General features: G+C 37.3%; 11 protein-coding genes. 4 read left to right on the top strand and 7 right to left on the bottom strand.

Annotated elements, in window-relative coordinates:
* Position 1: 1 nt before the first annotated feature.
* From recG to rpmB, 3 genes are all read right to left on the bottom strand, one after another.
* The gene (gene recG / locus C5Q96_RS02420; protein WP_106056852.1) at positions 2–2,047 is read right to left on the bottom strand and encodes an ATP-dependent DNA helicase RecG; all 2,046 of its coding nucleotides are present in this window, start codon (positions 2,045–2,047) and stop codon (positions 2–4) included.
* A gap of 3 nt (positions 2,048–2,050) precedes the next feature.
* Positions 2,051–2,449, bottom strand: a complete 399-nt coding sequence (locus C5Q96_RS02415) for an Asp23/Gls24 family envelope stress response protein (RefSeq protein WP_106056851.1) — start codon at positions 2,447–2,449, stop codon at positions 2,051–2,053.
* A gap of 160 nt (positions 2,450–2,609) precedes the next feature.
* Positions 2,610–2,801, bottom strand: coding sequence for a 50S ribosomal protein L28 (gene rpmB, locus C5Q96_RS02410; protein WP_094234211.1), 192 nt, complete (start codon positions 2,799–2,801; stop codon positions 2,610–2,612).
* Positions 2,802–3,197: 396 nt separating this feature from the next.
* On the opposite strand from rpmB, the gene C5Q96_RS02405 reads away from it, so the two are divergent.
* The 3 genes from C5Q96_RS02405 (at position 3,198) to C5Q96_RS02395 (ending at position 9,521) form a co-directional block, all read left to right on the top strand.
* Complete coding sequence (locus tag C5Q96_RS02405; protein ID WP_158696662.1) at positions 3,198–4,550, top strand: zinc-binding metallopeptidase family protein; 1,353 nt, start codon at positions 3,198–3,200, stop codon at positions 4,548–4,550.
* A gap of 236 nt (positions 4,551–4,786) precedes the next feature.
* A complete protein-coding gene (locus C5Q96_RS02400) occupies positions 4,787–7,744 on the top strand; it encodes a transglycosylase domain-containing protein (protein ID WP_106056849.1) in 2,958 nt (985 codons plus the stop codon).
* Positions 7,745–8,114: 370 nt separating this feature from the next.
* A complete protein-coding gene (locus tag C5Q96_RS02395) occupies positions 8,115–9,521 on the top strand; it encodes a sodium-dependent transporter (protein WP_106056848.1) in 1,407 nt (468 codons plus the stop codon).
* A 162-nt stretch (positions 9,522–9,683) separates the two neighbouring features.
* Here the strand turns inward: C5Q96_RS02395 and C5Q96_RS02390 are convergent, their stop codons facing one another.
* From C5Q96_RS02390 to C5Q96_RS02380, 3 genes are all read right to left on the bottom strand, one after another.
* Complete coding sequence (locus C5Q96_RS02390; protein WP_106056847.1) at positions 9,684–10,568, bottom strand: alpha/beta hydrolase; 885 nt, start codon at positions 10,566–10,568, stop codon at positions 9,684–9,686.
* Between the two features lie 238 nt (positions 10,569–10,806).
* Complete coding sequence (locus C5Q96_RS02385) at positions 10,807–12,216, bottom strand: Cna B-type domain-containing protein (protein WP_106056846.1); 1,410 nt, start codon at positions 12,214–12,216, stop codon at positions 10,807–10,809.
* Positions 12,217–12,251: 35 nt separating this feature from the next.
* Positions 12,252–12,539, bottom strand: a complete 288-nt coding sequence (locus C5Q96_RS02380; RefSeq protein WP_106056845.1) for a hypothetical protein — start codon at positions 12,537–12,539, stop codon at positions 12,252–12,254.
* 246 nt (positions 12,540–12,785) lie between these two features.
* Here C5Q96_RS02380 and C5Q96_RS02375 point away from each other — a divergent pair, with 246 nt between their 5' ends.
* Positions 12,786–13,607 (top strand): undecaprenyl-diphosphate phosphatase, encoded by an 822-nt coding sequence (locus C5Q96_RS02375; RefSeq protein ID WP_106056844.1) that lies wholly within the window; start codon positions 12,786–12,788, stop codon positions 13,605–13,607.
* Between the two features lie 104 nt (positions 13,608–13,711).
* Here C5Q96_RS02375 and C5Q96_RS02370 read toward each other — a convergent pair whose 3' ends face one another.
* The gene (locus tag C5Q96_RS02370; RefSeq protein WP_106056843.1) at positions 13,712–14,410 is read right to left on the bottom strand and encodes a hypothetical protein; all 699 of its coding nucleotides are present in this window, start codon (positions 14,408–14,410) and stop codon (positions 13,712–13,714) included.
* Positions 14,411–14,458 lie beyond the last annotated feature (48 nt).

Below are 14,458 nucleotides of genomic sequence, written 5' to 3'. Positions count from 1 at the left end.
ACTATATTATATTACTATTATCTTGCATCATGATATTGTTTGTTCGAAGCTGCAGCTGCTCTATGTCTACGAGCTCTTTAATCTCACTTTGATCCTTAGACAGGATCTGTTCTGCGTCAGAAGTTGCAAGTTTTAATATTTTATCATATCCAAATAAGTCATAAAAACTATTACCAGAATACCCGTGCTGCATAGTCCCCATCAAATCACCTGCACCACGCAGCCTATAATCTTCTTCGCTAATCTCAAATCCATCGCTAATCTCTACCATGGCATTCATTCGTGCTATTGCATTCTCAGAATCACTATAACAAATTAGATAGCAAAACGACTGCAAATCATTTCTTCCGACTCTTCCCCTAAGTTGATGTAGCTGAGCTAAGCCGAATCTTTCTGCATTTTCAATTACTATGACAGTTGCTTCAGGAACATCTATACCAACTTCAATTACAACAGTCGATACGAGCACATTGATAGATCCATCAGCAAATTCATTCATTATTCGCTCTTTTTCTAATTTTTCAAGTTTTCCATGAATAAGCCCTACCTTTAAACCCTTGAATTTTATTTTCAGTTCTTCATACAGCGCTTCCGCAGATATTAAATCGCTTTCTTCATTTTCCTCGATTGACGGTGCTACAATATACGCTCTATTACCGCTCCTTACCTCATTATAAACATTTGCATACACACGTTCTCGAGATTTTTCGGTAGCATATCTTGTTATTATATCCTTGCGATTCGATGGTTTACTCTTTATTACAGAAAAATCCATATCACCAAAGACTGTAGCCGCGAGCGTTCTGGGAATTGGAGTTGCCGACATTACCAGTACATTAACGGCTTCTGACTTTTCTGACAAAATCTTCCGCTGGTTAACACCAAATCTATGCTGCTCATCGGTTATAACTAGACCAAGCTTTGCAAACTCTACATCAGACTGAATGAGAGCATGTGTCCCTACAATTATATCAATATCACCGCTAGAAATACCTGAAAGAATTTCTCTTCTCTCAGCTGATTTAAGTCCACTGATAAGAAGCGCTATTCTCATTCCGAACTTTGCAAAATCCACACTAAGCTTAGCAAAGTGCTGTCTAGCTAAAATTTCAGTTGGCGCCATAAACGCAGCCTGCCACCCCGCACTAACAGCATGAAAGATAGCTGTTTCAGCGACGACAGTTTTTCCGCAGCCAACATCGCCCTGTACGAGCCTGTTCATGGCTCTTGTGTTCATTAAATCATGTTCTATATCATCTATTGCACTCTGCTGCCCTAACGTAAGTCTAAAAGGAAGAGACTCTAAGAACTTGCCTATGTCTACTGGGGCAATCTTTGAGTTTCCGCATTCTTCATCAAGAATTCGACGGTTATACAGAACGGAATATTGAAATGCCAGTAGTTTATCATATATTAATCTAAACTTTGCCCTATTGTAGGCTGCTCCACTTTCTGGAAAATGAATATTCCTATATGCATAGTCTTCGGGAGCAAGATTATTTTTCTCGATAAGCTCATCGCCCAGCCACTCACATGATTCATCTAGCTTGTCCACTATGCTTCGAACCAGTTTAGATAATTCATTAGAGGATATTCCTGCAGTGCGTCTATAGACAGGAATTATGCCACGAATGTCACGAGGACTATCCGTAGGATACATTTCGGGATTGACAATAGTCTTTGCCCCATTTCTCCACTTCATCTTACCAAACAATGTGTAATCAGTGCCCAATCTTAAATTCTTTTCAAGAAACGGCATATTAAAAAAAATTGCGTGAAAGATACCGCTCTCATCTCGTAGCGCACATTCAAGCATTGTTCGACCTTTTCCTATAGACCTAAGCCTTTTATTAATCAATATGCCACCTATCAAAACATCTTTACCCTCAGGAACATCCATAAAAGGCTCCCTACTCAGTCTGTTCTGATATCTAAATGGCTTATGCTCAAGTAAGTCGTATATAGTGGATATTCCCATAGCCTCGAGCAGTATTTGCTTTTTAGCACCCACACCCTTAATTGTAGTTATACTATCGCTTAATCTCATACTCTATTCATTCGTCCTAATCACTTCAACATCTCTTCTCGTAAGATGCTCAGCTTGTACACCCTTAATGCAGGCCTTTATCTCTACAGGTTTGACGAGAGAAAACATTTCGAAGTCACGCTCTATACTATCAAAAATAGCATTGCTAATCTCATTAATACTTTCACCAAACTTTACTATAATATAGAAGACTATGTAAGTCCCATTAGCTGCCTCGTGAATCTCAATAGAAGAAAGTAGTTCATTTATACCGGAAAAGAATCCTTTTTTTAAGGGTTTTCCTGTCTGGCTGCATGGGAATACAATATCTTCATATTTAAGTAATTCATCAAGGACAAGTTTATTCATAACTTGTTTAGTGATGTTTATAGCTCCATAATGAGATTTATTAAGCACCTGCATGACATCCTCCACATCGCATTAACTACCCTTTCTTCCGTGAACCTATATTTAAGATTATATCCGATTATTTAATGAATAGCGATTATATATCGCTTTAATTCAAAAATAAAAAAAAGCCTTAAACGGCTAGCCGTTTAAGACAAGAAATCGGGTATATAGACTAAATGGCACGGTCTACTTTGCCAGATCTCAGGCAACTCGTGCAAACGTTTGCCTTTCTGACCGTACCGTTCTCGCTAATCCTTACAGACTGAATATTAGCATTCCACTTTCTCTTCGAATGTCTGTTAGAATGAGAAACAGCGTTTCCCGAAGCCTGACCCTTACCGCAAACTTCACATTTTCTGGACATTTGCCGCACCTCCTTGTAGTTAATATAGTTGCATTCACTAGTAACGCGATGAAAATTATAACACAACAATTGCACTAGGTGCAAGGGTTTTGTTATCATTTTTGTATTCATTTAATTATAACAATACTATTACCGAAATCAACTTTAATTTGATCTACACTTATAAGATTAATTTAGAAATTAATTAAGTATCATAATAGTAGATTTTCTTGTTCTAATCTTCACACTTACTCTGTATAATGAACTCTATATAAGATATAAAAAACTGAAAGGATTTCCATGCGTAATTCTAATAAAAAAACCACAGCTATTGTGCTCGTAATTGTTTTAGCATTTGTCGGCATTATTGCATATTATAAAATGACGAAGACTCGACTTGTTAATAAGGAAAACTACATGAGTTTTCGCGAGCAGCTTTTAGCAAAATCAAAAGATTTTAAATCTAATTCTGACCTGCAGAAATTTATCGAAAGCGAAACTGCTAAAGATAAGGTCTTATTTATAACCGACGAACACGGTAATATAATTATCACCAAGACAGCGTCAGATGTTACGGCTCCTGCCACTGTTGTTATCGCCGATTATAATTATAAGACTGCTGCTATTGATGCTGATGCACTTGCTACTCTCCACGAAGTATCAACATCCAAGACAAATGGAGGCAGCGTAATAGCAATCTTTATGAATAACGAAAATAATAATCATGTCGGAGCAAAGAATATAAACAAATCATATATACCTGCAAATTCCAATGTCATATATGTAAGTGGCGGAAAGAAACTATATATATCAAATAATTCATTCGCAAGTGGTATGAGTGATATATCTATCCCATATACTACAGAAGCGAGAACACAGAATACCGGTATCAAAATTAAGATTACTGGCATCAAAACCGATGTTCCTAGCTCCTACATCTCACAGCAACCAGATGTATTTGATGTATTCAGTTCCATAGTATCTAAATATAAAAATAAATCTGTATCATACCAGATTGCTGATATGAAGGTGGGAAATAACGGTAATATGTATCCAAGTTCGCTTGAGTTTACACTTCTTGTAGATTCATACAACCTAGATGATACAAAGGAGTACTTTGACGGCCAAGTCGAGAAATTTATGAAGGCAAACAAAAAGTATTTCCCAGATGCTAAGATGACCTATTCTGTTATCACAGATGAATCAAAGTTACCGGACACTGCAATATCCCAAAGCACGATTGAGTATTTAACAACTTATCTTTATATAGATAAAAACAGCAATTATAGGTTCGGTGACGATGATAAGATTCCTCATAAGTATTCAAAGGGTGATGTATATGCGACAAATACGATGGAAGAGCTATATGTAGAAGGTAATATTATGCATCTTAAAATGAATACGACAGGTGTTACCAATGCATATCGTGACCAAATAATGAAGGATAATGCATCGGCAGCATCACTATCTGGTTTAGAAATTAAGACCTATGACCTATATGATGCATATGAAAATAAAGACCAGAAACTTTCTAGTGCTCTCAGTTCTATTTACTCAAATGTAAATGATAAAGCAGCACAGACAATCGCTATTCCAATTGATAGAGATCAAAAGTTTACAACCATGTCACTGCTTAAGAGTGTTCAGTCCGATGCTAATATTACTCATATTAACCTAAATGACGATGATCAAGATGCAGGTATAAAGGTAACGAATACTATACTAAACTATGTAAATTCTTATACAAAATCTGGGTTAATAAATTTTTAAAATGCATTTTATTATCATGTAATAGACTGTAATTTTAAGCAGTTCTATTTAAAAAAACATTTTTAACGCTTCTGCCCTATTTGATGAATTTCAGATAGAATAGAGGCGTTTTTATATAATAATTTAATTTAAGCTTCTATTAATATTTTTCATACGAATATATGTGATATAATGATATGAATTATATAATGTAATAATCTGCTTTATATTTATTATTTATAATTGGAGGGTTTCTAATGAAGTCTGATAATGACAAGATTTCTAATAACGAACGTGAAATAGATGAATTTCTATCTAAGTTCGAAGCGCTTGATAGCGATGATACATCACAGGCATCTGCTAATGTCGGAGATGCATCGTCTGATAAAGGCAGCAAAAGAAACAAAAAAAATAAATCTAAAACCAAAGGCTCTAAAAACCATAGAGGTTCTTTTCTTGCACGATTAATTAAGGGAAATGGTGAGCCTCTCAAAGATAGGCTGTTTCTTAAAGAAAATCCCTACTATAACAAAAGTCTAGGCGCATCGGTAGTTGTCAATGGAAAAAAAGTAAAAAATACACCGAAAGTTATAAGCAAAGGAAAAATTGCAAAGGATCTTATAATTTTATTTGCCATCTTGTTTGTGATTGCAATCCTATATACATTCGTTGTAATCAGTACTGCTCCTAAGATAGATCCCGAGAATATCTATGATTCGGTAGCTCAAAGCTCGGTAATCTATGACGATCAAGATAAAAAGGTTTCAACTGTTTTCTACAATCAGGATAGACAGCTCATATCTTATAAAGATATGCCAAAGAATATGATCAATGCCTTTGTAGCACTAGAGGACAAGACTTTCTGGAAGCACCACGGGTTCAACTGGACGAGAATGGCGGGAGCTGTAGTTCAGTCTTTTACAGGCTCTGGTCATATAAGTGGAACAAGTACTATAACGCAACAGCTCGCACGTAATGTATACCTACCAAAGATTAAGAGTCAGCGAAGCATTAAGCGTAAAATCCTCGAGATGTACTATGCTAGTCAGATTGAAAGATCTTTATCAAAGAAGCAAATTATCGAAGCGTACCTTAATACAATTTACCTAGGTTTTGGAAGTTATGGTGTATATTCAGCATCGCATGCTTACTTCTCTAAGGATCCTAAGGATTTAACTCTCGATGAGTGTGCAGCGCTTGCCGCCCTACCTCAGGCGCCTGATACTTATGCGCTAGTTAAACTTGTGGGTAAAGACTCTGTAACCGAAGGAAATACCAACATAATCCTTCGTGACCCAGATACTTATATAGCTAATGACACATCTAAAAATCGTCGTGACACCGCCCTTAAGCTGATGCATGAACAAGGCTATATAACAGATAAAGAATTTAAAGCCGCTTATAATAAAGACTTAATTAACTTTATCAACCCATCTGTTAAAAGTAACAAGAGTGTAAATTCATATTTCAATGAATATGTAATTGACGAAGTATCTCACGACCTACAGAAGAAATATAATATTTCACCAGAAGAAGCTGAGAGAATGATCTATACCGGAGGACTACAGATACACTCCACTATGGATTCTACAGCACAAAGTGTAATAACAAAGGAATTCGAAACAGGATCTAACTTCCCTTCCCTAGTAAGTATACGCAAGGATTCTTCTGGCAATGTGATAGGCGCAAACGGAACCATATTATTATATGACTATAACGATAGCTTTAACTCTGACGGTGACTTTACGCTAAAGAGTGACGAAGTAACTATTAATAAAGATGGTTCAGTTACTATTAAACGTAACAAAAGGCTAAATATATTCACTACAAAGGCTGGTGGAAAAGTAAATTATAGCCTTGAGTTCAAAAAACAATATGTTCAGGAAAACGGTACATTTTACATATATTCAGGTGGATTTATAAATGTGCCAAGCAAGTATAAGAAACTAGATAGCGACGACAATCTGGTTATTGATAAGAGTTATTTCAAGGACTTCCCTAAGGCTATGGTAAAGTCTGGAAACACATTGATCATTAAACCAGATGCATACTCGTTAAATGAAAAGACTATTCAGCCACAAGCGGCAATGGTTGTAGTAGAAGTTGGAAGCGGTAAGATAAAGGCGATGGTCGGTGGTCGTGGTCAATCCGGTAGCAGATTGTATAACCGTGCACTTAACCCAAGGCAGGCTGGTTCATCAATAAAGCCACTCTCTGTATATGGTGCAGCACTCCAGAAGAGTTTTGACTATGCAGAGAAAGGTGAAACATGGCCGTTTGTCGATTATAAGCATGATAAGCAAGGAGTTAAGAGCTACGGTAGCTATTTAACAGCCTCATCTACCATTGTCGATGAGCAGATGACATTTAACGGAAAAGTATGGCCTAAAAATGCAAGCAACAGCTTTACTGGTCCAGTTACCATGCGTAAAGGATTGCAGCAATCTATCAACACTATAGCTGTCAAGATTCAGCTCCAGGTTGGAAATGAATATTCTGCAGATATGCTAAAGAAGTTTGGATTAACAACAATTGTTACTAAAGGCGATACTAGCGATATGAACTCAGCGGCGCTTGCGCTTGGCGGTCTTACAAATGGTGTAATCCCTCTTGAGATGGCTCAGGCTTATGCTACCTTCCCTAACGGTGGTGTGCGTCAGTCCTCTATAGCTTACACTAAAGTTACAGATAGGCACGGTAAGGTTCTGCTAAAGAGTAAGTCTAAGAAAAAGAAGGTCATGGATGAAGGAGTCGCTTTCATCATGACTGATATGCTTAGAACTGTAGTATCAAATGGTATTGCCGGAGCAGCATCTATAAGTGGTGTTCAGGCCGGAGGTAAGACCGGTACTACTAACAGTAATTACGATATTTGGTTTGATGGATTTACACCTAATTACGCTGCTTCACTATGGATTGGTACAGACGTTAATATCAAGCTATCATCCATGTCCGGTATGGCTGCAAGACTATGGGGCAGAATTATGAATCAGGTGCCTAATGCTAAGAATGGCAAGTATAAATCAATGCCAAACGATGTCGTAAAGGTAGGAAGCGAATACTACACTAAGGGTACAGAAAAAGGTCGTTCCACATATGTGCAACCTAAACCTACTCCTCAGCAGAAGCAATATGAAGAGGATGATGATACCGATGATGACACCAGCCAGTCATCATCAAATACTAATTCTGGACCTACCATCCCTGGTGCATAAAGCTTGACTAGATTAGTTGTTGAAATTTTATAATGACTGAAAAATTACTTTGTAAAAACAGCTCCGCAAACACTGCGAAGCTGTTTTTCTCTATACATAGAAGCACTTTATCCTCACCTTTTATATTAATAATGATGTTACAAATTCTAGCTATTTTCTAAAATATTTATTGATGTAACAAAAATTTTTAATAATTAAAATTATATCAATATCTCTGTATTAGTTGAAATAAAAGGCTTATGCCATACGAAGTGAAAAAGTGTCGAATTTGTGATGATGAAGTCATATTGACAACACAATACACCAATTCTATAATCAAACTGTACTTGTAATAGGACTTTGATTATTCTATGTATGGAGGTTATTTAAAATGGAACAGGAAAACAACAAAGGCCAATTTAATTCCAATTTTGGATTTTTGATGGCTGCACTTGGTTCCGCTGTAGGTCTTGGTAACCTATGGTCCTTCCCTTATAAGCTAGGACTTGGCGGCGGATTCGCATTCCTAATTATTTACACAATTCTTGCTATCGTAGTAGGATATCCTCTGATGCTATCCGAGATTGCTCTTGGACGTAAGACTCAGAAGGCTGCTATCGAAGCATACAAAGAAGCTGATCACAGATTCAAGTTCAACGGTGTTCTTCAGACTATCGTTCCTTGGTTCCTAATCTGCTTCTACTGCACATTTGGTGGATACATCACTAAATACTTATTTGAGTCAATTCAGGCTCTATTCGTGAAGAATTCAGTTCTCAACACTGGGGATCCTGGTGCTCTATTCGGTGGCATGATCGGAAACGTTGGAAACTCTGTAGCATGGATGACTGCATTCCTTCTACTCACTATGGTAATAGTATTTGGAGGAGTATCAGGCGGAATCGAGAAGTTCTGTAAAATCGCTATGCCTGCACTATTCTTCCTACTAATAGCTGTAGTTATCAGATCTTGCACACTTCCTGGGGCTGGTCCTGGACTTAAGTTCCTCTTCTACCCTGATTTAACAATGTGGAAGACTGACTTCTTCGAAGTAGTAAGACTTGCTGGTGGACAGATGTTCTTCTCACTGTCACTTGCTTCTGGCTGTATCATCGCTTACGGTTCATACCTCGGTAAGAAGGAAAACCTCGAGTCTAACGCTGCTATCATCACTGCAGGTGACTCCATAGTAGCTGTTCTCGCAGGAATGGCTATCATGCCAGCTGTATTCGCATTTGGTCTAAAGCCAAGCGGTGGCCCTGGACTACTATTCGTTTCGATGACTACTGTATTCCAGTCGATGGGTACTACTGGAAAGTTCTTCCAGCTAGCATTCTGGCTACTAGTATTCTTCGCAGCTCTATCTTCCTCAATCGGAATGATGGAAGCTGGTATCTCTGCTATCCTCGACTCCAGAGTTAAGGCTGGTAAGCCTGCAAGCAGAGTTAAAGTTTCTGTTATCATGGCACTTGCAGCATTCGTAGGAAACTTCCTAACAACTGCTGACAGCCTAGGCGGAAACCCTAAGATGAACTGGTTCCACCTATTTGGACAGGCTGACGTTCTCAGCGTATGGGATTGTCTAGCTGAAGGCATCTTGATGCCACTAACAGGTCTCATCATGGCTATCCTACTTGGATGGGTTGTACCTCACTCCCTCGATGAAGAAATCGAGAACGGTGGAGCTCGTACATTCAAGACTAGAGGATTCTACAATTTCTGCATCAGATGGATCGGACCTCTCTTCATGGCTATGATTGTATATGGACAGTTCAAGGATTTCTTTGGTGCGAAATAAGATTATAATCTCATAATGAGGTAATAAATTATATGATCAAAGTCTCAAAGGCCCTCCCTATTGGGAGGGTCTTTAATTTCTACTATAAATGACAAAACTAAAAGCCGCTCAAATTATGCGGCTCAAATTGGGTAATCTATTTGATAAATTTCCTTCATGTGGTCACTCTATAATGCTGTCAACAAATGAAGAGAAAGTCTTCTCATATTCATCTGGCTGTACAACATACGAACACACATGTCCAGCTTCTTCTACTATAAGTAACTCCTTAATCTCTGACTTACATACTTCATATAATCTTAACGAATTATCAGGCAGTACATATCTATCGTCTTTACCGTGCACAAACATAATTGGGAGCTTTATATGTGACATAGATGTAATCGGAGATGCATCACTAGCATTAGCCTTTGCTCTAAGCCGCATATTTGCCTTAAATAGGCCTATAGCTATCTTTTTGGTAATATTACTCCTCTTTCCCAATAAATACTCTATCTGGCCGATTATATTGTCATATGGGCTATCTGCTATGCAGCAGATTATATTAGGTTTGCTATTATCATCTACAAGGTTATCATATATGCCCGCAGCTATTAAAACCGTAGCCGCTCCCATTGATACTCCGTGTAAAATTATCGGAATATCAGGTGCATATATCTTGCGTACAATATCGACCCAATCAAGGACATCCAATGACTCCTTTGCACCAAAAGTTAGATATTCGCCTTCTGAATCAAAGTGGCTCCTCTGAGAAATGATTAGATAATCAAATCCGTTCCTTGAATACATATCAGCGAATCTGCCCATATCTCTTAGACCTCCGCTATGGAAGCCGTGAACAGCAATTACAACAGCTCTAGGCTTATTTTTTTGCTTCTTATAGAGCCGTCCCTTGAGCACTAGTCCATCTCTAGATTTGATATGAACCAGTATTGGATCTTTGAGAGCCTCGCCTTTTAGAGATTCTTCATACTGTAGTAAATACGCTCTGTCTCTAGGTTTACAATTGTCAGATGTTATATTGAGGGCTCTATCGCTCCTTTTCATAAATTCAAAAATAGCATTACCTCCTATTTAAGAGGGAGCTTTAGCAAATCCCCGTACTTCTTTTTGCTGTTAATAATAATTATTACTTTGCATATTTTAACTTAATTTTAAATATTTGCAATAAGAGATTTATATATCTTATTTATGAAGCTCATTACAGTATTATGGCACAATAATACCCTCATCGCTCAAATTGAGCAATGAGGGCAATTATTAATGAAGTTGTTTTAAAAGTAAATTAATTAGCTTTCTTTCCACGTCTATAGCCCAATAGTCCAAGCGCCGAAGCAGCTGTCCCAAGCATCAATGTATATAGCGCTAGATGGCTATCATCACCAGTTCTCGGTGAAATATGTTTCTTTGGAACAGAAGGCTTTTTAGGTGTTGGTGTTGTCGTCGATGGAGGATTTTCTTTCTCATTGGTAACAGTAAATCCATCCGTAGCATTTCCCTTATAAATAACCTTATATGATTTACCACCGAACTTAATTAGATTTCCATCTTCACCTACCTCTTTTACAGTATATTTAATCTCTTGATTGCTATTGTTGTATTTCTGTAGGTTTGCAAATACGTGTTTCCAGTTGTTCGCTTCTTTAAGCTCTACCTCACCAACTTCTGAACCATCTGCGAACAGTTTAACCTTTGCACTATCAGCAGCTTCTCCTACCCACTTCTTCTCTACAGGAATGGAAATTTTATCAGTTGAGGTATTAGTTATAATAAATCCTTCGTTTTGATCGCCAGTAATATCCGTGTCATATCCGGCAACATTTACTTCCTTCACGTAGTATTTGTAGATAACTGGATTTTCGCCATCTTCTATATAGAATTCATACATATCCTTAAATGTATGCTTCCAATTATTAGAATCGTTAAGCACTGCAGAATCTACTTCTTCGTCTATAGTAGTTGTTACATTCTTGTTAAGATTATAGTCATACTTTGTTACCTTGCAGGTCCTATAAAGCTTAACTTCCACTGGACCGCTCTTCTTACCTACCCATTTCTTCTCTACGGGAATGTCTATTATGGATTTATTGATCACTACATCGATAACACTAGTATGAAGATATTCTGTCTTATAGCCGAGTACAGGTGTTTCCTCAATTGTATATTGTATCTCGTGATTATCTCTCTCATCATACCTTGGAAGATTTTCAAATTTGCCAGTCCAATCCATATCCTTTGTTAGCTGCATTGTATCAACTACTCTGCCGTCAGCTAAAAGCTTAACTGTGATAGAATCGGGAACTGCAACCTTTGATTTACTTCTGTCATCAGGTTGCTCTCCATCATCAGAAGAATTGACAGGGTCATCGTAATTTTCATCTTCTGTATTTGAATCAGCAGCAAGGCTTGTATCCAAGGAATAGCTCATAGCATCATCAAAGGCACTCAAAACATTTGTCACGAAAAACATAGTAGGCGGAGCCGCAGGACTTGGTGTACCTGGAATTACAATATTAGGTATCATGTTCCACGACTTACCTACAGTTATGTCGATTAGTGAGAAATTCTTGATAACAAAACCACTTGTCGCATCGCCAGAAATCGTCGTCTTATATTTGAAGCTTCCGTATGTAGTTATATTAGGCTGAGTTACAGTGTACTTAATCTCATCACCATTTTCATCATACTTAGGCATATTTCTAAAGGTATGCTCCCAGTGTTTCTGATAGTCTAGATAAACAGTCGCTTTCTAACACCGTTAGCCCACAGTGTAACATCAACTGGAACTCTATCTCTACCCGTCCACTCTACCTTAAGAGGGATATCGATTTTTTCATTTGCTACACTAGGAGATACGCCGTGAGCAACACCGCTACCCGCCGTTGCTACAACTCCAGCTGTAGAACTAGTTGCTGGTTGCGTCTCATTTGTTGCCGCATAGACAGAAATTCCTGCTACCATAAACAGAACAAAAGAAAATAGCACAGCCATAACTCTTTTTAGTCCTCTAGAATTCATTCAATCTCTCCTTCTACGTCTTCCTTCTTCAGTGAATTATACATACTAAATCAATTTTTAACAATTATACTAAAATTATAACCGTAAGTCTACTTTTATAGTCCAATATTTTTAATTAATATTACAAAATGCAATTGTGCTATAACAACTTTAATTGTAATTTTTCCCAGCAAACGTTAACATCAATTAAGCAAATCTCTAGATTTTTTGATATAATGTATTGGTTATTGAGAAAAGGAGTTTAAAATGACTGTAATTTTGCAAGCGATTTTCTTTGGTATTGTTGAAGGCATTACAGAATGGCTACCAGTTTCTAGTACTGGTCATATGATTCTTGTTAACGAGATTTGGCCTATGCAAGTCAATAAGGATTTTATGAGTATGTTCTTGGTGGTGATTCAGCTTGGAGCAATTCTAGCCGTAGTAATAACATTTTGGAATGACATATGGCCTTTTACATCAGACAAATCTAAGAAATATATCCGCAAGGATGTTTGGTCTATGTGGTTCAAAGTCATCGTGGCATGTATACCAGCTGTAATCGTCGGTCTCAAGTGGGATGATGCGATTGAAGAGCATTTTTACAACTACAAGGTAGTAGCAATCATGCTCATATTAATAGGTGTTCTCTTTATCATTGCTGAGAACCGTAATAAGCATCTAAAGCCTACTACTAATTCGCTGGATGAACTGACCTATAAGCAGGCGTTTATCATCGGATTATTTCAACTCGTGGCAGCTGTATTTCCTGGTACATCACGCTCGGGATCTACAATTCTCGGTGCACTAGTTATAGGTGTTAACCGTAAAACTGCAGCGCAGTTCACATTCTTCATGGCAATTCCTGTAATGTTTGGAGCTAGCCTACTAAAGCTTCTAAAATACGGATTCGATTTTGGAGGAAACGAACTGATAGTTCTGCTTGTCGGAATGATAGTAGCATTTGTAGTATCGTTATTCATCATCAAAATACTCATGAACTATATCAAGAAGCATGATTTCAAGGTATTTGGTTACTACAGAATAGTGCTTGGAATCGTTGTACTATTGTATTTTATGTTTAACTAGCATTTGATTTAAATCAACAAAAAAATCCACACGCAAGCAAGCTTTCCATATCTATGGAGTATTCTGCACCGTGTGGATTTTATATTATTTTCAAAGTATATTATTTAATTGTCTAAGAATGACGTTATTGTCCTATAGAAATTAGGATAAGTTTCTTTTAGATATTTAGCATTTACTACCCAGTTTATAAGTAGGAGTTCCAATACCTGGGCAAAATCACTATTTAACTCCGTCAAATCATTTGGCGTGAGCTTAACGTAATCGCCTCGTAATCTAAATTCATCCATTAAGTGTAGAAGCTCCCACAACAGATCAGAGAAGTACTCGTGGTCATATAACATTGGATTTGAAGAAAGGATCAAGATGTCTGTCTTTGATGCTATGATTACATCGCTGATTATTGTATAAATCCCCATATCAGCATTGACAGTAAGACCACTATTCTTGATGGCGGTGATTTTATCCGAATCAGATAACTCTGTGTCATTTATTGTGTGAAGTAGTTCTTCATCTATATTGGATACAAGAGCAAGCATACTCATAAGCTCAAAACCTATATCGCTAAAGAATGTGCTCGTTAACATTCGCGTCTTTTGACGACTGTCACGCTTATTATTGATATCGAGGAGCTCCCCGACTACAACAGTTGTAATTGCAATACTTATAGGTATGAATGCCATATCTTGAAATATATAGAACTCTGTATTTCTCACATCCTTAAATATGAGAATCTGCATTCCATATATACAAGCGGATATTGCGAGCAGTACCGATATGATAATAATATTTTTCTTATTGAACATAATATCCTCCCGCTTATAACACCCAATGTAAAGCTATACTTATGTTAA

The sequence above is a fragment of the Mogibacterium diversum genome (assembly GCF_002998925.1).
Lineage (GTDB): Bacteria > Bacillota > Clostridia > Peptostreptococcales > Anaerovoracaceae > Mogibacterium > Mogibacterium diversum.
Note: the sequence above shows the minus strand (reverse complement) of the source record. Positions and strands in the feature narration are given on the sequence as shown.

Excerpts from the sequence above, each read along its gene's own strand:
- recG (WP_106056852.1), bottom strand. The coding sequence starts at position 2,047 with ATGAGATTAAGCGATAGTATAACTACAATTAAGGGTGTGGGTGCTAAA.
- C5Q96_RS02415 (WP_106056851.1), bottom strand. The coding sequence starts at position 2,449 with ATGCAGGTGCTTAATAAATCTCATTATGGAGCTATAAACATCACTAAA.
- rpmB (WP_094234211.1), bottom strand. The coding sequence starts at position 2,801 with ATGTCCAGAAAATGTGAAGTTTGCGGTAAGGGTCAGGCTTCGGGAAAC.
- C5Q96_RS02405 (WP_158696662.1), top strand. The coding sequence starts at position 3,198 with ATGAGTTTTCGCGAGCAGCTTTTAGCAAAATCAAAAGATTTTAAATCT.
- C5Q96_RS02400 (WP_106056849.1), top strand. The coding sequence starts at position 4,787 with ATGAAGTCTGATAATGACAAGATTTCTAATAACGAACGTGAAATAGAT.
- C5Q96_RS02395 (WP_106056848.1), top strand. The coding sequence starts at position 8,115 with ATGGAACAGGAAAACAACAAAGGCCAATTTAATTCCAATTTTGGATTT.
- C5Q96_RS02390 (WP_106056847.1), bottom strand. The coding sequence starts at position 10,568 with ATGAAAAGGAGCGATAGAGCCCTCAATATAACATCTGACAATTGTAAA.
- C5Q96_RS02385 (WP_106056846.1), bottom strand. The coding sequence starts at position 12,216 with ATGCCTAAGTATGATGAAAATGGTGATGAGATTAAGTACACTGTAACT.
- C5Q96_RS02380 (WP_106056845.1), bottom strand. The coding sequence starts at position 12,539 with ATGAATTCTAGAGGACTAAAAAGAGTTATGGCTGTGCTATTTTCTTTT.
- C5Q96_RS02375 (WP_106056844.1), top strand. The coding sequence starts at position 12,786 with ATGACTGTAATTTTGCAAGCGATTTTCTTTGGTATTGTTGAAGGCATT.
- C5Q96_RS02370 (WP_106056843.1), bottom strand. The coding sequence starts at position 14,410 with ATGTTCAATAAGAAAAATATTATTATCATATCGGTACTGCTCGCAATA.